The 18,087-nt window shown below is 65.8% G+C and carries 15 protein-coding genes and 1 riboswitch; of the genes, 7 read left to right on the forward strand and 8 right to left on the reverse strand.

Annotated elements, in window-relative coordinates; all coding sequences use genetic code 11:
* Positions 1-118: 118 nt before the first annotated feature.
* Positions 119-628, forward strand: a complete 510-nt coding sequence (locus tag ACIA76_RS41125) for an aquaporin (RefSeq protein WP_397160604.1) — start codon at positions 119-121, stop codon at positions 626-628.
* A gap of 237 nt (positions 629-865) precedes the next feature.
* Entirely contained in the window at positions 866-1,621 is a 756-nt protein-coding gene (locus ACIA76_RS41130; RefSeq protein ID WP_397160607.1) for an intradiol ring-cleavage dioxygenase, read from the forward strand.
* Positions 1,622-1,801: 180 nt separating this feature from the next.
* Here the strand turns inward: ACIA76_RS41130 and ACIA76_RS41135 are convergent, their stop codons facing one another.
* The 3 genes from ACIA76_RS41135 to ACIA76_RS41145 all read right to left on the reverse strand — a co-directional run bounded on the left by ACIA76_RS41135 (position 1,802) and on the right by ACIA76_RS41145 (position 4,965).
* Positions 1,802-2,332, reverse strand: coding sequence for a DUF6636 domain-containing protein (locus tag ACIA76_RS41135; RefSeq protein ID WP_397160609.1), 531 nt, complete (start codon positions 2,330-2,332; stop codon positions 1,802-1,804).
* Between the two features lie 196 nt (positions 2,333-2,528).
* On the reverse strand, positions 2,529-3,128 hold the full coding sequence (locus ACIA76_RS41140) for a cadmium resistance transporter (protein ID WP_397160610.1): 600 nt from the start codon (positions 3,126-3,128) through the stop codon (positions 2,529-2,531).
* A 31-nt stretch (positions 3,129-3,159) separates the two neighbouring features.
* Complete coding sequence (locus ACIA76_RS41145; protein ID WP_397160612.1) at positions 3,160-4,965, reverse strand: DUF1003 domain-containing protein; 1,806 nt, start codon at positions 4,963-4,965, stop codon at positions 3,160-3,162.
* 291 nt (positions 4,966-5,256) lie between these two features.
* On the opposite strand from ACIA76_RS41145, the gene ACIA76_RS41150 reads away from it, so the two are divergent.
* From ACIA76_RS41150 to ACIA76_RS41165, 4 genes are all read left to right on the forward strand, one after another.
* Positions 5,257-5,604, forward strand: a complete 348-nt coding sequence (locus ACIA76_RS41150) for a hypothetical protein (RefSeq protein ID WP_397160615.1) — start codon at positions 5,257-5,259, stop codon at positions 5,602-5,604.
* A 241-nt stretch (positions 5,605-5,845) separates the two neighbouring features.
* On the forward strand, positions 5,846-7,150 hold the full coding sequence (locus tag ACIA76_RS41155; protein ID WP_397160691.1) for a DUF1800 family protein: 1,305 nt from the start codon (positions 5,846-5,848) through the stop codon (positions 7,148-7,150).
* 13 nt (positions 7,151-7,163) lie between these two features.
* Complete coding sequence (locus tag ACIA76_RS41160; protein WP_397160616.1) at positions 7,164-8,345, forward strand: DUF1501 domain-containing protein; 1,182 nt, start codon at positions 7,164-7,166, stop codon at positions 8,343-8,345.
* 92 nt (positions 8,346-8,437) lie between these two features.
* Positions 8,438-8,616, forward strand: a riboswitch (M-box (ykoK) riboswitch).
* A 75-nt stretch (positions 8,617-8,691) separates the two neighbouring features.
* Entirely contained in the window at positions 8,692-10,062 is a 1,371-nt protein-coding gene (locus ACIA76_RS41165) for a stealth family protein (protein ID WP_397160619.1), read from the forward strand.
* A 248-nt stretch (positions 10,063-10,310) separates the two neighbouring features.
* Here the strand turns inward: ACIA76_RS41165 and ACIA76_RS41170 are convergent, their stop codons facing one another.
* The 3 genes from ACIA76_RS41170 to ACIA76_RS41180 form a co-directional block, all read right to left on the reverse strand.
* Complete coding sequence (locus ACIA76_RS41170) at positions 10,311-10,568, reverse strand: antibiotic biosynthesis monooxygenase family protein (protein ID WP_397160621.1); 258 nt, start codon at positions 10,566-10,568, stop codon at positions 10,311-10,313.
* 755 nt (positions 10,569-11,323) lie between these two features.
* A complete protein-coding gene (locus ACIA76_RS41175) occupies positions 11,324-11,509 on the reverse strand; it encodes a ferredoxin (protein WP_397160623.1) in 186 nt (61 codons plus the stop codon).
* Positions 11,510-11,541: 32 nt separating this feature from the next.
* Positions 11,542-12,825: a cytochrome P450 gene (locus tag ACIA76_RS41180; protein ID WP_397160625.1), complete on the reverse strand. Its 1,284-nt coding sequence runs from the start codon at positions 12,823-12,825 to the stop codon at positions 11,542-11,544.
* Between ACIA76_RS41180 and ACIA76_RS41185 the strand changes: the two genes are divergently transcribed.
* A complete protein-coding gene (locus tag ACIA76_RS41185; RefSeq protein ID WP_397160627.1) occupies positions 12,790-13,518 on the forward strand; it encodes a TetR/AcrR family transcriptional regulator in 729 nt (242 codons plus the stop codon). The genes ACIA76_RS41180 and ACIA76_RS41185 overlap by 36 nt on opposite strands.
* Before the next feature lie 422 nt (positions 13,519-13,940).
* Here the strand turns inward: ACIA76_RS41185 and ACIA76_RS41190 are convergent, their stop codons facing one another.
* Positions 13,941-15,536 carry an asparagine synthetase B family protein gene (locus ACIA76_RS41190; protein WP_397160629.1) on the reverse strand — a complete coding sequence of 532 codons (1,596 nt, stop codon included), beginning with the start codon at positions 15,534-15,536 and terminating at the stop codon, positions 13,941-13,943.
* Positions 15,537-16,762: 1,226 nt separating this feature from the next.
* On the reverse strand, positions 16,763-17,896 hold the full coding sequence (locus ACIA76_RS41195; protein ID WP_397160631.1) for a hypothetical protein: 1,134 nt from the start codon (positions 17,894-17,896) through the stop codon (positions 16,763-16,765).
* Positions 17,897-18,087 lie beyond the last annotated feature (191 nt).

Raw genomic sequence — 18,087 nt, forward strand, 5'->3', positions numbered from 1 at the left:
TTCGATCCTAGACAAATCGAATTATCGCAGCTCAGAGCACCTTTCGCCATTTCAGCGACCAGTTGTCACCAATTACAATGAATGGCCGAGGTTAGCGATCGGCGCGACGCTCATGGTCATGGTGTATGCGGGCGGCCACATCTCCGGTGCGCACTACAACCCGGCGGTGACATTGGCTGCCCTGGTCCGCGGCCGCATCACACTGCTTGCGGCCGTTGGGTATTGGCTCATACAAGTCGTGGCCGGACTGGTCGCGGCGGCGGTCGTCCGCATAGTCGTCGGCGGCCCGCGGGGCCAGGTCTGGAGTCCCTCGGGTCGGCTACTCGCCGAGGCGCTCGTTGTGGAGTTCCTGTTCACTTTCGCTCTCGCCTACGTGGTACTCAATGTCGCTACCAGCGTGGACCACCCGAACAACTCGTTCTACGGACTGGCAATCGGATTCACCGTCGCCGCCGGAGCCATTGCGGTCGGCGGTATCTCCGGCGGCGTGTTCAACCCGGCCGTGCTCTTCGGCGGCATGGCGATGGGCCTGTTCGGCACGTCGACACTGCTCTACCTCGTCGTCGAGCCGCTCGGCGGCGCCGCGGCGGGTTTGATGTTCCGACTGCTGAACCCCGCCGACTCCTAGGGATCGGTAGTCCCACACGGCGAACGCAGCCTCGAACAACTCACCCCGGAAGCATGGGCGTTCGTCCGAGACCACCGCGATCGATCGCCCGAATCGACTGGGGCCGTGCGACTCTCGCGTGGATGACGTTGACTGCGGCAACCGCCGGGCCGCGTTGGTAATTCCTTCCATATGGAACCCCCTACTGCCGCTCGATCCGGCCGCGGATGTTATGCGCCATCGCTATCGTCAATTGCTATGAGCGAGAACCAATTTCAGTCCAGCAGGCGGCAAGCACTCACGGCGATGGGCGTAGCGGGGATCTCCGCGGTCACCGCGTCCGTGCTGGGTGGCACCGCCTCGGCCGCCCGGGCAACGAGCCCCGACAAGGTGACGTGTTCGACGGTGCTTTCGCCGGAGGAGATCGAGGGTCCGTATTTCGTCGACAACGAACCGGTGCGCAGCGACATCTCCGAGAACAAGCCCGGCATCCCGCTGAACCTACGGATGACCTTGATAGATGTCGGGTCGTGTGCACCCCTGGTCAACGCCATGGTGGCGATCTGGCACTGCGACGCCTTCGGCTTCTACTCCAAGTTCACCGACCAGCCGCCCAACGGCCCGGACGGACCACCACTCCCGCCGCCCCCGGACGACGGAACCTTCATGCGCGGCGTGCAATTCACCGACCCCGGCGGCATCGTGAGCTTCCGTACCGTCTTCCCCGGTTGGTACAACGGCCGGGCCGTCCACATCCATGTCAAGGTCAAGGCCGACGGCGGCAGCAACTACATCCACACCGGCCAGCTGTATGTCAGCGAGACGCTCACCCGGCAGGTCGTCGCGCTGGACCCGTACCGCCAGCACGATTTCCGCCGGTGGCACAACGACGAGGACGACATCTACAACCAACAGGGCGGTGCCGATTCGATGTTGACCGTCACGCCGGTGAACCCCAACTCGCTCGCCGACGGCCTCACCGCCACGACCACCCTCGGCATCCAATCCACGTGACGCCACCTCGTCACTGATGGAAGCGGAGCCCGCAGACACGGAACGTCTGAACCCGCACCGCTGCCCGGGCGCTCGAGCAGCCGTATCCGATGGCCGGCAGTCGGTCTCGCGAACGACTGAAGCCGCACCGACGAGCGAATGTTCGAGTTCGAGAGCCCGCACACCCGGGACGGATGCCGATCAGTAGATGGTGTAGAACTCGCGTGCGAGATGGAATCCGTGCCCCGTGCCCAGGTCGGTGCAGACGAGGTAGCCAACCATGCTGCTGCACAGGATGTTTCCGAGTTGCCGCTGATCGCCGTAGGGCAGCTCCGGGACGTCGTTTCCGACGGGGCGATCGGTATGACAGACGATCTGGACCGGTTGTCCGGCAGGGAGCGCGAACTCGTCTCCCCAGCCGCCGTGGCAGTCCGGAGGTGGCGGGGGCGCGGTGTAGATGCGTTGAGCGACCATGCACACAACGTTTTCGGCTGACATGCTGCACGCAATGTTGCGGGTCGGGGACTGGAACTGAATGATCCCCGGGCTCGGCGCGGCAGCTACCACGGAACCACCGAGCGCCGAGGCGGCAGCGAACACACAGACGAGGATTGAAATCCTGTGCCGCACAGTCATTGTCTTCTCTCCACAATCTACGACCATCGCGCTGGCCGACGGTCGCCCCGTCATGACCACACCGACCCTCGTGCCGGGCGGGTTGGCTCGACGCATCAAGTGTGGAGGCCGCGCAGACACTGGTCAATCAAGGTTCGGACATCCCCTCGCCGCCGCATATCGCATGGTTCGCAATGCCCGACAAACTCACCGAACGACCCGCTCAGGGAGACACCCCGATTCTGAGAGGGGTCTCGACCAACTGAGAAGCCAGTCCAACAGTCGTGGGATCGTGCTGGTGGTCGTTGCGGCCTCACAGTGCCTGCCCGATCGCTTCGAGGGTGCCGCTGTCGAGGATGATGAGTAGTCCGACGCCGATGAATACGGTGGGGACCAGCCAGTGCGCGATGCGTCCGACTGCGGCTGCCGCGGTTCGGTTGGTTGCCAACGCTGCGCCGATCACGCACCAGAGGCCGATCAGGGTCAGGAACAGGGCCGTGGCCAGGCTGGAGCCGCCGAGGTGGAGGCTACGGAACAGGGGCGTGAAGACCGTGATGTTGTCCGCGCCGTTGGCGAAGGCGAGCGTCGCGATGCCGGTGACGGTGCAGGCCAGTGGCGGTCGCGTAGTTGTGCCGGTACCTCGCAACCGCCACAGTCCCCACACGCCGAACCCGATCGGGACCAACCCGACCAGTCCGATCCACCGGTCGGGAACGATCCGCAACCCTGCCGCCGCGGCCAGGGCAATGGCGAGCACGGCGACGAACCCGACGTATTGACCGGCGACGATCATCCAGGCCGCAGGGCGGCCGGATACCCGGCGGGCCAGGAACAACGCCGCGAGTACGACCAGGTCGTCGATGGTGGTACCGGCAAACGCGACCATCGCGGTGAGGAGTTGAGATCCGGTCACCGCGGCGGCCTCGGACTGGGGAACCGGAGTGTCACTCGGCCGGACCGCCGTCCTCGAGTCCCGCCGCCCGGTAGACCGCCCTGATAGCGGTGACTTCGTTGCCGTAGCGGCGGCGGGCGCCGAGCCCGAAGAAGCCACCCTCCTGGTTCGCGTCGCCGACCGTCTCGGCGATCTCGCCCAGCAGCGCGCGGAAATCGGGAAGCGCGTTCGGTGCGGTTCGGCCGAGAATGACAACGGCCGAACGGATCGTCAGCACCGCGAGCGGCTCATAGTCGACGTAGCGGGTGTCCGGTCGCAGACCCGTGTCGAAGGTGGACGCCCCGGCCAGTTCGCGGATGAACCGATCGGGGTGGGTGATGCTGACCTCCCGGAGTTTCTTGATCAGCGCGAACATCTCCTCGGCATCCACGACACCCTCCGCCAGCGCCACCAGCACACCGGCAGCCATCAGCGCTTGGCGCAGGGTTTCCCAATCCTCGGCAGTGAAGTCGGCTTCGGTGGGGCCGCCAGCGCTTCGGGAGTCGCGCAGCACCTGGAAACCAGCGCGGGCCAGCACCGCCGGAACGCGCCGGGCCGCAGCGATGCTGATCGCCCGCGCCTGATCCGGTAAGCGGTCCCACGCCACCGCGATCGTGCCCTCGTCGCGTCCGGCCATGGCCTCGACCGCGCCGATCGTGCGCCCGCTGGTCCAGCGTTCGTAGTCGAACCGGGCCAGCGCCCCCACCTCCTCCTCGGTGAGCGCGACGCTCAGCGCGGGATCGAAGGTGGGCACCATGAGACACCCGATCGCGGCCAGATCCTCACCGATCCGCCGCGCCCGAACACGATAGGACTGCTTGTGTTCCTCGTCCAGCTCGTCCCAATTCCGGTGCCGCGCACCACTATGTGAGCCGCGATCACCTCCAGCGGCGAGGCGGGTGTGGGTCTCGTAACGGGCCAAGGCGGTGTCGGCGTGGACAGCCTGGGCGAGCTGCTCGGCGGCGTGGGTAGCGGTGTAGCCGGAGAGACTCTCGATGATGCGGTCCTGCGCGGTCAGCCGCGCTTTCATACGACGGCATTCATACAGGATGGCCTCAGCATCGAGGAAGGTCTGTTCCGAGCGGCGATCACCCGCCCGGCCCAGCACATCCTGCCCGACCATGATCACGATCATGAACACCAGCTGAGCCAGGGTGGACAGAAAACTCATGAACGCGAACGGATAGCGGTCGAACCGCTGCAGGCCCAGCTGCGCCGAGACCACCCAGACCGCTTGGGTGGCGGCTGCCAGGTAGAACGCCCACACATTGCCCAGGCGCCCGGTCAGCCAGGCCGCGATCCGCTGGTTGGCGGTCACCACCTCATCGCGGGCCTGCGGCGGAGACTGCACCCGGTGCCGCTCGACCCAGGGATGCGGGCTGGAATCCAGCAGACTGACGCCCCGGCTCAGCGCCCCATCGTGCCGGTCCAGATGGGCTTGCAGGTCCGCGACCTGGCGGAAGATCTCCTCGGCGTTCTCATATGTTTGTACCGCGCGACGGTCGGCGGCCCTACCCAGCACACGCTGCCCGACCAAGATCACCAGACACAGAACGAGTTGAGCGACGTTGTCCAGGAACAGCAGAAATGGGAACGGATAGGGATCGAGCCGATGCAACGGCCCCCACCACGTCGCAGCAGTCACCCACGCCCCGAAAACAACCAACACCACATACAACGCGGGCATCGACCCCACCCACCGCGTCAACGCCGCGGCGATGGCATCGTTCACGCCGATTCGCTCATCGGCCAACGCCACCGGCTGACGTGACGCACCGCTTCCCGGGCCGGAGTCGGTCACCGAGCTCTCCTCGGACACGAAGCCGATCATCGTCGACACACAACCCCCAGCTGACTTCTCCGCGTTGTCCCCGACCCTGCCGAGGGTACTGGCACCGCAGCGCGAAGGGCGACAAGGAATTCCGCGCTACCAGTCATCTCCCGGCATCGACATCGCCCGACCTCTTGCCGCTGCAATCACACTTCGAACCCCGGCTGTGCCCGACTGTTCGTCGGCGGTCCGAGCGACCCAACTCGGCCGTAGGATCCCCTGGGGGTAAACGCTTTTCGTTTACGGCGCCGTGGGGACCCTGGAAGGGGCGAGTCGATCGTGGCGAATATCGGATGGTGGCTCGCGGGTGGACCCGGTAGGGGGTTGACCATCGCCGCGATGTCGCCCGAGCATGTTCCCGTCTACTCCCGGACCGAGGTGTGGATCGGGTCGGGAATCCTGCTGCTGGGCCTGGCTGCGTTGCTGATCGGACTGCTGCTGGCCACCCGCCGCGGGGACGGCCACCACCCGCCGCGTCACCAGCCGTTTCGACGGGCACGTCATCGGCGTGGCTGGCCGTCACTCAATCAGCCCCCGGCCAAGTCGGATTGCTTTGATCAGCCACGGGATTGCGCCGACGATCAGATGGCCGCGTCGAGCGAGCATCCCGAATTTCGTTCCCGCTGACCAGATAACGGGTTCGAGCAGGTCGGCCGCGGCATGCGCCGCGCCGGAAACCCCAAGATCGACGCACTGACCGACGCCGCCGACTACGAACGGACCAAGAGACAACTCCCCTCGGCGTTCTTTTGGCCGGATGCGTTCCGGCCGCCGCATACTCGGACATTCTCCGGGGTGGGCTGAAGATCTGCTGAAGGTCGGTTGTCAGCCGCTCGAGGCGGCCCGCGAGCGGCTGATACTCGGCTATATGGGGACGCAATCACTGCAGTGGATGGGCACCGCCCGGGTGCTGCGCCGAATCGGATTCGGCGCGACCGGGGCCGAGATCGATGCCGTATCCGACCCCATCGCCTATCTGCGCACGGCTTTGGCCACCGATCCGGAGGCCGATCCCGGTGCCCGCGCCACGCCGCTGCCGAGCTTCAGCCTGCCGACCCCGCCCGGCAAGGGGGCGACCGCCGATGTCCGGCATCGCTATCAGGCTGAGCTGACCGCCCAGCTCGATGCCCTGACCGCGTGGTGGCTGCGCCGCATGGCCGCCGTGCGGGTCCCGGTGCGCGAGAAGCTGACCCTGGTGTGGCACAACCACTTCGCCACCTCCGCCACCAAGGTGCGCAATGCCGCCGAGATGGCCGCCCAAAACACGACGCTGCGCGGCCTGGGCACCGGCGATTTCGGCACGCTGGCCTCTGCGATGCTCACCGACCCCGCCATGCTGCGCTGGCTCGACGGCATCGCGAACACCGCCAAGGCGCCCAACGAGAACCTGTCCCGCGAATTCATGGAGCTGTTCGCCCTCGGCCACGGCAACGGTTACACCGAAACCGATGTGCGCGAGGGCGCGCGGGCGTTGACCGGGTGGGTGATCGGCTCCAGCGGTGCGGTACTCGATGCCAAGCGGCACGACGACGGCGTGAAAACCGTTCTGGGCGTGACGGGTCCGCTGGGCGCGCGAGAGTTCTGCGAGATCGTACTGGCCCGCCCGGAATCGGCTCGATATGTCGCCACGCGGACCTGGCAGCAACTGGCCTCCGACAATCCGCCCACACCGCCCGTGCTGGATCGTCTGACCGCCGCGTACGGGCCCGGCCGCGACCTATCCGCGCTGGTGACCGCGATCCTCACGGATGCGGAATTCCGCTCCGCCCGAAACACTGTCGTGCACGGACCGGTCGAATGGTTGATCGGTATGGTGCGGGCGCTGCGGATCCCGCTCGACGACGATGCCCAAGTCCGGCGAGTGGCCGGGGTGCTGCGCGGGCTGGGACAGCTGCCGTTCTATCCGCCCGACGTCGGCGGGTGGCCGCGCGGGCAGGGATGGATGTCCAGCGCGGCCGCGCACTCCCGGCTGACCGCCGCGGCCGAGATGATGAAGACGGCCGACCTGTCGCCGATCGCGCAGGCGGCGCGGCCGGACCGGCTCGACGCCGCGGCACATCTGCTCGGCGTGGGCGGCTGGTCGGATCGCAGCGCGAAGCTGCTCGCCGCCGTCGCGGACCCGGCCCGGCTGATCACCCTCGCTGTGAATACTCCCGAATACCTCACCAGCTGAAAGCGCCTCTGCCATGCCGGAATTCACTCGCAGACAGTTCCTCGTCGGCTCCAGCGTGCTCGGCGCGCTGGGCGTGCTCGGCGCGTCCGCCATCACCTGGGACGAGCTGCACCGCCGCGCCGAAACCACACCCCTGCCACCGGGGTCGGGCGTGCTGGTGGTGCTCACGCTCTACGGCGGCAACGACGGCATCAACACTGTGATTCCCTACGCCGACAACGCCTATCACGACGCTCGCCCCGAATTGGCCTATCGCGCCGAGGAAGTGCTGCATCTCGACGATCGACTCGGCCTGAACCCAGCAATGAAGGGCCTTGCTCAGCTGTGGCAGCAGCGGCGCCTGGCCATCGTGCGCGGCGTGGGCTATCCGAAGCCTGACCACAGCCACTTTCGTTCCATGGACATCTGGCAGACCGCGTCGCCGGACGAGCCGGTGCCGACCGGCTGGATCGGGCGCTGGCTCGACGTCACCGGCGACGATCCGGTCCGTGCGGTGAGTATCGGATCGGTGCTGCCGCAGTTGGCGCTCGGTGTGAAACACACTGCGGCGGCGCTGGATCCTGCCTCGGCGCCGCTGCCGCCGGAGATGTCCGCGGCGCTCTCGGGGCTGGCTGCCACCGATCCGGCCGACAGCGCCGCACAGGGCTGTGTGTGCACCGGCTACCAGGCGGAACAGACTGTCGAGCAGACCTTTTCAGTGCTGAAGGGAACGAAGGCCACACCGGGCGGCAATCCGCTGTCGGCCCAACTCGACCTGGTCGGGCGGTGCATCAAGGCCGCAGTGCCGACGCGGGTCTATTCGGTGAGCTTGGGCGGCTTCGACACCCATGCCGATGAACGCCACACCCAGGAGCAACTGCTCGGCCGCTTCGACGAGGCCGTGTCGGGCTTCCTACGGGACATGGCCGGGCACCCGGTGGTCCTGCTGGCCTACAGCGAGTTCGGCCGCCGCGTGCACGCCAACGCCTCCCAGGGCACCGACCACGGCACCGCGGGTCCGGTCTTCGTCGCCGGGGCGCCGGTCGAAGGCGGTTTCTACGGGGACGAACCCAGCCTCACCGATCTGGACGACGGCGATCTGAAGTCCACGGTCGACTTCCGCGACATCTACCACGAACTGCTGCACCGGGTGGTCGCCACCGATCCGGACGCGGTGGTGGGTCCAGGTCGCCGCGACCTCGGCGTGATCGCCTGACCGTCGAGAGCCCAGTAGAAGGGGTGGGCGCCGTCGGCACGGCCTGCGCGCGTTGCCGGGAGCCACGGTGGTGCGTATGCGGCTATAGTGGCAGTGCACCTCGTTAGGTGAGGCTCCTGTTCGAACAAAGGCCACTGATCTCACGACGTCGAGAGACGCCCAAGATCAGGACAGATCTTCCCGGCTTAAGGGTTGATCCCAGGTGGCTTCCCGCCGGATATCCGGCAGGGATACGTCGTGTAGTGCCGAAGCTCAACGTGTGGGGTCGCGTGCGACGTATTTCCGTTCGTGCAAACTCCTTCGTGCGTTCACTGAATCCTGTTGAGCCCGTAGGTAGGTGTGACGAATGAAGAACCTGATGACATGTGTTCCGATGGCCGGAGCCGGTGCCGAGCGGTCGGCGCTGGACAACCTGCTGCTCACCCGCGGCATTCTGCTGGCGAACAATATCCGATTCCTGCTGATCAGGACCGCCGCAGGCACGCCTGCGCTGGCACTGCGCGAAGAGTTCCGCGGACTCGTCGCCCCGCTGTTGCGCGCCGACGAGGGCCCGGGCAGCATCGACGTCGAATTCTGGGACTTCGGCCCCGACGAGGTGCGCTGCCCGCGCCCGAACGCATTGACCCGCAACAGCTTTCCCGCTGATGATCTCGAGCTGATCGCAGTCCAGCGATACGGCTGCGAATGGATCTCCCTGGAGGGAATGTTCGAACCGCATGCGGGCGATATCGGATTCCCCATCGATATCGTGTTCTCCTGGGTCGACGGCAACGATCCGGCAGTGGCCAGGCGACGCGCCGAAGCGGCGGTCGGCGTCACCCTCGGCGAGGGCGACACAGCCCCGGCCCGGACCCGGCAGATCGATGAACTACGGTTCGCGCTGCGGTCGGTGCGGGAGTACGCGCCGTGGGTGCGACGGATCTTCATCGCCACCGACTCCACCCCACCAGGCTGGCTCGCCGAAGACCCGAAGGTGACGATTGTTCGTGCGGCGGAGCACTTTTTGGACCCGACCTGCCTGCCGACATTCAACTCCCACGCCGTCGAATCGCAGCTGCAGCACATCCCGGGGTTGAGCGAGCATTTCATCTACGCCAACGACGATATGTTCTTGGGTCGTCCTGTCGCTCCGGAGATGTTCTTCACCTGCGGTGGTATCAGCAGGTTCGCCGATTCCGAACTCCGGATCGGCACCGGCCCGAATACCAAGCAGCGCAGCGGGTTCGAGAACGGGGCGCGGGTGAACCGGAAACTGCTGCAGGATCGGTTCGGGCAGGTGATCACCCGGCACCTCGCGCATGCGCCGACACCGCTGCGGCGCAGTGTGCTGCTGGAGATGGAGCGGGAGTTCGCCGATGATTTCGCCAGGACCCAGGCCAGCCCGTTCCGCTCCAGCACCGATATCTCGGTGACCAACTCGCTCTACCACTACTTCGCCTTGCTGACCGGCAGGGCGGTACGGCACGAAACCGCCCGGGTCCACTACGTGGACACCACGACCCACGACGGGCTCGATCAGCTCGATGTGCTGCCGGTGCGCCGCGACGTCGACTTCTTCTGCCTCAACGACAGCAGCTTCCCCGAGATCGAGGAATCCCACCGCGTGGCGCGGGTGCAGTGCTTCCTGGAGAACTACTTCCCGCGGCCCGCGCCGTGGGAGCGAGCCGCTGCCCCGGCACGCAGCCGGGAGGTAGAATCCGACACCGCCGCCGCATAGCAGGCACAGCGAGTTCCGGACCGGATTGCGCTGTGCCGCATCCAGTCCGGAACTCTGTACTCCGGCCAATGCAGGCAGGTGACCATCCTCAGCAAGTGAGGAGCCCAAGGCTCAACGAGGCAGCTTCAACCGGGTGTTGACGCTCCACACACACGCGCGAGGAAGTTTCGGCTGCTTGGGCCTTTGAGGCGGCCCTTCGCGTGGGACTCTGCTGACTGAGGCGTGAAGAGGTCGCGTGTTTGTCGCGTTCAACACCGCGGCGGCGGCAAGCGATGACCCCGCCAGGCCGCGATCGACTCCTCGTCGCTCCAGTACGACACCGTGATCCCCAGACCGTCCGCGCCGCGAGCCGAATCGACGCCGAGGAAACCCGGCTGGTCGGCAGCCAGTTTCAGCATCCGCTCGGCCCTGTCCCCATACCCCTCGTCACCAGCGGTCCGCACGGAAGTGAACACCACCGCGTAATAGGGCGGGGCGGGCAGCGATGCGGGCACAAGATCGGCCACAAGGTCCTCCAACAGGCAACGACGGGGGTATCACCTCAAAACGATCTCGCACACCCACCTGAACCCACAACCCCATTTACCGACCCACGCTCCTAGCCGGACTCGCATCCGGCGGGCACAGCGAACCCATTCACCGAATACTGTTGCGGCGGACCCGAAGTCCTCTTGAACGGGCGCCTTCGCGCAGCTCAGGTTTCGGGCGTCGATGGCGTCGGCACGATCGGTGGCCGATTTCGCGGCGTCATGCAGCTTGGATTCGCAGGTCGACTCATCGAGGTGGAACTCACTGCGGCACTCCCTGTTCGAACCTGGCGCACCGGCGGCGGAGGATCATCGGAGCGATCGGAGAACGTCCGGTATTGCCTGCGTTCCGGTCGTTCGACTGAGCCGTAGTCGTTGGCCGCTGGTCGATCTCGCGGAACATTCGCAACGGCCGCTGAGCGCTCGGTCCGAACCTGCTGTAGCGCAAGGTCAGCCGAACGTCCGCTGTTACCGAGTTGAGTGTGTTCGACCGCTCTCCGCGGGGGCGCTCGGGGCGTCTGGGCCCGATGCTGTCTTCATTCAGGGTCCGGCCATACCCTCTGCGGTGCCCACCGCGGTCGCGATGGTCGTCCCGCGACAGACGCTATGGCCGGCCTTATCGGCACTCGTATCTGTCGAAGTACTGGTATCAGCGCAATGTCCCCGAACGGCGAGATCCATTGAACTCAGGAAACCGCCTGCGACGGAAAGGGCCATGCGCCGCTTCACCATTGCTACTCCGTGAACGCTATGGCCCCGGACGGGCAGATATCGATCGCCTCGTGGGCAGCGGGTTCGTCGGCGGCGTCTGGGTCGAGCACCTTCACGAGGCCGTCGTCATCCTGATCGAAGACGCCGGGAGCGGTCAGTGCACACAGCCCGGCACCGATGCATACAGTTCGGTCGGCGGTTACCCGCATGTGGACTCCTTTCGCGCTTGGCGCGGGAATGGTCACCAGGTGACCGGAAGTTCGTTGACGCCTTGGATTGTCGTGCCGGGCCGCAGGGTCAGTTGCTCCACAGGAACGGCCAGCCGCAGTGCCGGAATGCGCTCGAACAATGCCGCGAGGATGATCTCGAGCTCGAGGCGGGCCAGGTTCTGGCCGAGGCACTGGTGGACGCCGTAACCGAACGCGATATGGTGGCGGGCCGAACGGTGCACGTCGAAGGTGTCCGGTTCGGCGAACACCGAACTGTCGCGATTGGCAATGGAATTGGAAACGATCACGCCCTCGCCCGCCTTGATCAATTGCCCGTCGATCTCGATATCGGCCTTCGCGAATCGGGCGCCCGCGATGTCGGCGATGGCGAGGTAGCGCAGCAGTTCCTCGACCGCGCCCGGGATGAGGCCGGGGTCGGCGCGCAGCGCGGCGTGCTGATCCGGATGCTCCAGAAGGGTGATCACCGACAGCGAGGTCATCGATGCCGTTGTCTCGTGGCCCGCGACGAGCAGCAGTATCGCGGTCGAAACCAGTTCCTCGCGATCGATCTCGCCATGTGCCAGTTGATCGGCGACCAGGCCGGACAGCAGGCCGGGGCCGGGCTCGGCCTGTGCTCTGGTGATCAGCCCGTCCAGGTAGGCCGCGAGTTCGTCGCGTGCGGCGACCGCGGCAGCCGCGGTCGTCGACTGCACCAGCCGCCGGCTCGCGTCCTGGAAGAGTTCGTGGTCCCCGTACGGCACACCGAGCAGCCGGCAGATCACCATGGACGGCACCGGCAGCGCGAACCGGCTGACCAGGTCGGCCGGTGGGCCTGCGGCGAGCATGTCGTCGATGAAGCCGTGCACGATCCGCTCGATGTCGGCCCGCATGCCCTTGACTCGCTTCACGGTGAACTCACTGATCAGCATCCGCCGCTTGACGCCGTGTTCGGGCGGGTCGAGGCTGATGAACGCCTGTCGGCGGTCCTGGAAACCGCGGAAGCGTGGCGAGGTGGCCGGGAAGTAGGCGTGGGTCCGATCCGACGAGAGGCGAGGGTCGGAGAGCAGTGCGCGGGCGGTCTCATGCTTGGTGACCACCCAGGCCGGGCGGCCGTCGAAGAGGGTCACCTGCCGCAGCGAAGCTTCCCCGTCTCGAAGCCGGGAATACTGCTCGGGTAACTGGTAGGGGCAGGTGCGGTCGCTCGGAAAGGTGGGAGCGTTGGTGGATCGGGGCGTCGTAACAATGTCGGTCATCGGTCCCCTTAAGATCATAAGATACTCTTGGTACTCTATTTTCAGATTAAAGTGTCTTCCCATGCGCCGCAACGTTTTTCAGGAGCCAAGCCGCCAGTGAACGCCCGGCAATCCGTCGGCACAACGGTCGACAACCGCAAAGGCTCGCGCAGGCGCGGCGAGGAACTGGAGCGCGCCATCCTGCAGGCGGCGCTGGACGAACTAGCCGACGTCGGCTACCCCGGGCTGACCATGGAACGGGTCGCCATCCGCGCCCGCACCAGCAAGACCGTCCTCTATCGCCGTTGGGCCGGCCGCGCCGAACTGGTGGTGGACGCGTGCAAGATCGGCAGCATCTCCGATGTCGATATCCCTGACACCGGGGCACTCCGCACCGACGTCATCGCTCTGCTGCGCCAGATGTCCGCGAAAATGGCTACGCCCTTCGGCAGCATCCTGCGCGGCCTGCTCGCCGAGATGACGCGCGATCCCGAACTCGGCCGCCTCATCCGGGAACGGGTGCACAAGGTCGGATCGGGCCCGATCCACACCATCCTGGAGCGGGCCGCCGAACGCGGCGAGGTCGACCGCCCCATCCTGAACTCTCGCCGCGCGGCGGTCGCACCCGACCTGTTGCGCAACCACTTCCTACTGTTCGGCGCGCCGGTCGACGATGAAGTCGTCATCGACATCGTCGATGAGGTGTACCTGCCGCTCGTCCTGCGCCCAGACGTCAACAGCCCCGGTCGAATTGAGGCATCGACAACCTCGGACTAGAAAACCGAACGCGACCGCCGCAGCGGCGCACCCATCCCGATCCGGATGTCCAACGGTGCCCCGGACAGGAGGAGTTGCCAAGCCGACTTCAAGATCAAGATGATCGGTCGGTGGCTCGGTATCAGCGGGTACTTCACGTCTCATTCTTGGTGAATCTCATCGCACCGGATGGAAAGACCGCAGCAGCAGTCGGTGTGCCGTTCGCCGTCGATGCCGCCGGCGCAGCCGTCGACGTCAGTTCCACCGTGGACGGAAACGCCGTTACGTTCCGATTCGGCCCTTCGACCTGTCAGGTAATCGAAGAAGAGGTAGAAACGCAGCCGCGAGCATTACCGCGCGCTGCTCGCCGCTGCCGGGCTCGAGCTGGGTGAAACTCATTCGCTGCCAATGGATTTCAGTCTGCTGTCGGCCACCCGCAACGCTCACCCCCGCTGAGCGTCCAGGAGCAGGAGGTCGGCGGCCGGTTCGCCGGTGCCCCAGTTGTCACGGGAGCGGGCGTCGATCACCGCCTGGAGGGTGGGGTAGTAGCCGAAGAGGCGGAACATGTTGTCGCCGCCGAGTTCGCCGAACTGCTCTCGCCAGATTCGGAACAGGAACAGGCTGATCTTGCTGGTGATTCCGGCCATGGGGTATCGGCGCTGGGCATCGGTGAGTTCGGCGTCGGTGATCTCGTCGTCGACCGCGCCGAGTAGGCCGAGGATGCCGCTGCCCTGGTCGAAGGCGAGTTTGATGCGCCAGACGATCTCGGCCGGGAGCAGGTCCTCGGCTGCCTTGCGCAGCACCCATTTCTCCACCACACGGTCGTCGGTGGGCCGCAGCATCGCCTCGGTTGGGAGGTTGAGGCCGTATTCGACGACCGCCGGATCGAGGAAGGGGACGCGGGCCTCGAGGGAGTGGGCCATGGTGGCGCGGTCGATTCGGCGGCATTCGTTGTCGCCGATGTTCGCGATCGATTCGCGCAGCAGGGCCGGGATCAGGTGGCGCGATTGGGTCCGGAAGTGGCCGTAGCCGGCGAAGATCTCGTCGGCTCCCTCGCCGCAGAGCACGACCTTCACCCCGTGGGCCCGGACCTCCCGGGCCAGCAGCATGCTCATCAAGCCCTCGAAAACCAGTACCTGGTTGTAGGACTCGGTCTGATGGATGGCCTCCGACAGCAGCGCCTTGGCCTGGTTCATGTCGAAGGAGCACACCACGTGCTCGATGCCGAGGTGCTCGGCGACCCGCCGCGCGGCCGCGACGTCGGGCGAGCCCTCCATGCCGACGGTGAAGGCGATCAGATCGGGGCGACGCTTGGCGGACAAGGCCGTGATGATGCTGGAGTCGATCCCGCCCGAGAGGTAGGTGCCGATCCTGATCCCCGGGTCCGCGATCAGGTGCTTGTCGACCGAGGCCTCGAGCAGTGCGCGCAACAGCGCCGGGTCGGGGACGCTCGTTCGGCGGTGCGCGTCGAGCGAATACCACTGCCGGACACCGTCCGGGGTGACCAGCGCGCCCTGCGGTAGCGAGCGAACCCGATCGATCGGCAGGCCCAGACCGAGGAAAGCCTTTGCCTCCGAGGCGAAGTACCAGCTCTCGCCGTCGTGGATGTAGTAGAGCGGCTTGATGCCGTAGCGGTCGCGCGCGGCCAGGAACGTGTCGCGCTGCTCGTCGTAGAGGACGAAGGCGAACATGCCGTCCAGGTATTCGACTGCCGCCGCACCGAACTGCTGGTAGAGCGCCAGGACGACCTCGGCATCGGATCCGGTCCGGAACTCGTAGTCACCCGCTCGGTGAGAGCGGATCGCCGCGTGGTTGTAGATCTCCCCGTTGCACACCAGATGCAGCGAGCCGTCGCCGCTGCGCAATGGCTGCTCACCGCTCTCGGCCCCGACGATGCTCAGGCGATGCATTCCGAGCGCGCACCGCTGTCCGATTTCGACGGTGCCGAAGCTGTCCTCGCCCCGATGGGCGATCGCGCCCATCATCCGATCGATGTCGAGTAGCTGAGGTCCGCCGACTATCGCGACAATCCCACACATCGGCTATCCCCTTCACGGCTTCCGCGGTTCGATCAGAACCGATCACAGGGATGATCTTGAAGGGTGCGGAAGCTTGTAAAGCTCTGCCACACAGAAGTATCCGAGAGTTTGCCAATGGGTCACGTATCGGCTCGCAGCCGTCGATCGTTCGTCAGGCAAAGCGGCTTGTATCGCGTCGTCATGATGTGTTGCTGTCGGCGGAGCGGCGGCGAAATTCGTTGATAGCGACCATAGTTCGCCGCTATCCCGGATAGAACCGTAATTTTGTCCCGTCTCTGGAGGAGGTCGACGTGGTTCGCTTTCTGAAGATGGCGGTCCGCCGGGCTCCGGGCGGCCGAACCCGAGGATCGTTGCAGGCTTGCGGGGGCAGCGACAGCTCGCCTCGGTCGGTCCCGTCACGCTGAACCAGCCACTCTCACGCCCACCCCGACGGCAGCACTTGCGACCGCAGCGACCGGTAGGCATCAGCCAAGTGCGGCAATCATCCAATTGGTTTGCGGTTCATGATATTTCACAGTCGCAAATGGGCAACCTACGACTATTCCGATCCTCAGTCACTTCGGGCGAACCGTCTTGCGGGCATAACTGACGACCTGAAGTCAGAGATGTCGTCGTTTCAAGGCATCGTAGCCACCGTGCATGAACGCTCGCGCGCTGTCGACACGACCCACGGGCCGCCACGCTGGGCTTTCAGGACATCGGCGAGGATGCAGCCCTACAGATCGACGCACCACCTTGAATTGTTCGACACTGCCTGGGCTGCAATCCATCTCGGCCAGAAGGCATCGAGAAAACTATCCCCGGCACGATAGGGGTTGTGGTCGCTGGCGCCCTACGGTTCGGCGCCACTCAGCCCAACCTTGTGGAGTTCGATCAACACCGACCTTGAGATCCTCACCGGGCCTTACGGTTCGGCGCCACCACGGCCCGCTGACAAACCTGCGCCTCGGCCTGCGTGTTGCGATCCTCGCCGAGCCTTCCCACCCGGCGGCTCGGTAGTCGAAGACCTGAAGCTGGTTCCGGGCAAGAGCTACCGGGGAACAGGGCAATTCCCCAAGTACGCAGCGGGCCGGTGACGAAGAGCAGGCGTAGCCATCAGGCCCGCAACCCGACACCGCGAGCACCGGGGCCATATTCGATCACGTACCCGCCGCTGGATTCGAGTGTGGCCCACACGCATTCCCGACTGTGCGCTCACGCCGGCCTGGAGGTGATCGCGACGATAGTCAGCGGGTGGCGACGATTTTCCGGTCGTCGGAATCGCCGTCGAGGTAGGCGTCGGCATAGCGCTGGGTGTCGTTCTCGACCCAGTCCTGGTAGCCGCGCATCCAATGTCGCAACCCATCGATCCAGCCGTTGAGTTGCGGGCTCGCGAGGGGCTCGACGCCGAGCCCGAGCTCTTGGAACTGTGCGATTTCGCTTCGCACCCGGGCGGCGACGAGGTCGACACTCTGCTGCAGGGTCAGGCCCTTGTTGACGTAGACGATCACCATGTTCCAGTACTGCCCCGGCTGCCGCATCTCCATCTTCAGGCTCTGCACATCGTTGCTCCAGCACACAACGTTGTTGGCGTGCATGCGCAAGCGCTGCGCAACGGGGTCGTTGAACTCCTCCGGACGCACCGGACCGGCTTTGGCCGCGTCTGCGACGTCCAGGCAAGGATTGGTGCCGCTGGTGTGGCGGCGGATGGTCTCGTACTGCGCGATATCGACCGAGGATTCCCGCAGGTGGTTGAGGATCTGCAAGCCGGCGGTGGCGGCCCACATCCGCATGCCATGGGCGAATCGCTGGAAATGCTCGGTGGACAGCTGCAGCTGCAGCCGGGTGCAGATATCGACCCAGGCGTACTCCCCGAAGACGGGCTCGCTCCCCGGCCTGCGGTAGTCCAGTACGTCGATCATCGCGGTCAGATTGGGAATCGTGGACTCCCCAACGGTTTCCACCCGATCCACGAACATGTCGTCGACGATGAAGAACCACATGAAGTAGTCCGCCAGGATCTGCAGCAGATCCAGGTTTGCGTCGGGATAGCAGCGGGCGGCCAGCCAGCCGTATTTGGTGCGCACCAGCCGGGCGTAATACTCCTCGTTGGGGATCAGGCCGTAGCGGGCTGCGAAGGCCAGAGCGCCCTGTTCGGCCTGCTCAGCGGCTGGGTTGCACGCCGATGGCCAGGGGAACGTGAACCGCGGGATGCGCAATCCAGCGTCGTTATCGGCGGGGCTGGCGGTGTCTGTATCGTCGCTGGCCCGGCGAAGTTCGACGATCCGGGCCGCGGAGGTGCCGAGCCCGGTCGGTCCCTGTTCGAAACGGTGCGTGGTCCTGGTGGCGTGGCCGCTCGAGGCCTCGGTCGAGGTGTGCATGGGAACGCTCCTCCGGCTCAGGTCGTGCGCTGTTGGATGCCGATCTCCCTACGCCGTCAACACTATTGGCTGCTCGGCCGTGGGCTGGCGGTTTCTGGGATCCAGAAACGAAACCACCACCCCGGAGTGCTCAGCGCCGGATTTCGTTCAGTTGGCCCTGACCCCCCGGTCGTGCCCATGTGTCATCGGGG

The organism is Nocardia sp. NPDC051570 (assembly GCF_044454005.1).
Taxonomy (GTDB): domain Bacteria; phylum Actinomycetota; class Actinomycetes; order Mycobacteriales; family Mycobacteriaceae; genus Nocardia.

Coding starts and splice junctions, on each gene's coding strand:
- ACIA76_RS41125 (WP_397160604.1), top strand. CDS start 119: ATGGTGTATGCGGGCGGCCACATCTCCGGTGCGCACTACAACCCGGCG.
- ACIA76_RS41130 (WP_397160607.1), top strand. CDS start 866: ATGAGCGAGAACCAATTTCAGTCCAGCAGGCGGCAAGCACTCACGGCG.
- ACIA76_RS41135 (WP_397160609.1), bottom strand. CDS start 2,332: ATGCGTCGAGCCAACCCGCCCGGCACGAGGGTCGGTGTGGTCATGACG.
- ACIA76_RS41155 (WP_397160691.1), top strand. CDS start 5,846: ATGGGGACGCAATCACTGCAGTGGATGGGCACCGCCCGGGTGCTGCGC.
- ACIA76_RS41160 (WP_397160616.1), top strand. CDS start 7,164: ATGCCGGAATTCACTCGCAGACAGTTCCTCGTCGGCTCCAGCGTGCTC.
- ACIA76_RS41165 (WP_397160619.1), top strand. CDS start 8,692: ATGAAGAACCTGATGACATGTGTTCCGATGGCCGGAGCCGGTGCCGAG.
- ACIA76_RS41175 (WP_397160623.1), bottom strand. CDS start 11,509: ATGCGGGTAACCGCCGACCGAACTGTATGCATCGGTGCCGGGCTGTGT.
- ACIA76_RS41180 (WP_397160625.1), bottom strand. CDS start 12,825: ATGGGAAGACACTTTAATCTGAAAATAGAGTACCAAGAGTATCTTATG.
- ACIA76_RS41190 (WP_397160629.1), bottom strand. CDS start 15,536: ATGTGTGGGATTGTCGCGATAGTCGGCGGACCTCAGCTACTCGACATC.
- ACIA76_RS41195 (WP_397160631.1), bottom strand. CDS start 17,896: ATGCACACCTCGACCGAGGCCTCGAGCGGCCACGCCACCAGGACCACG.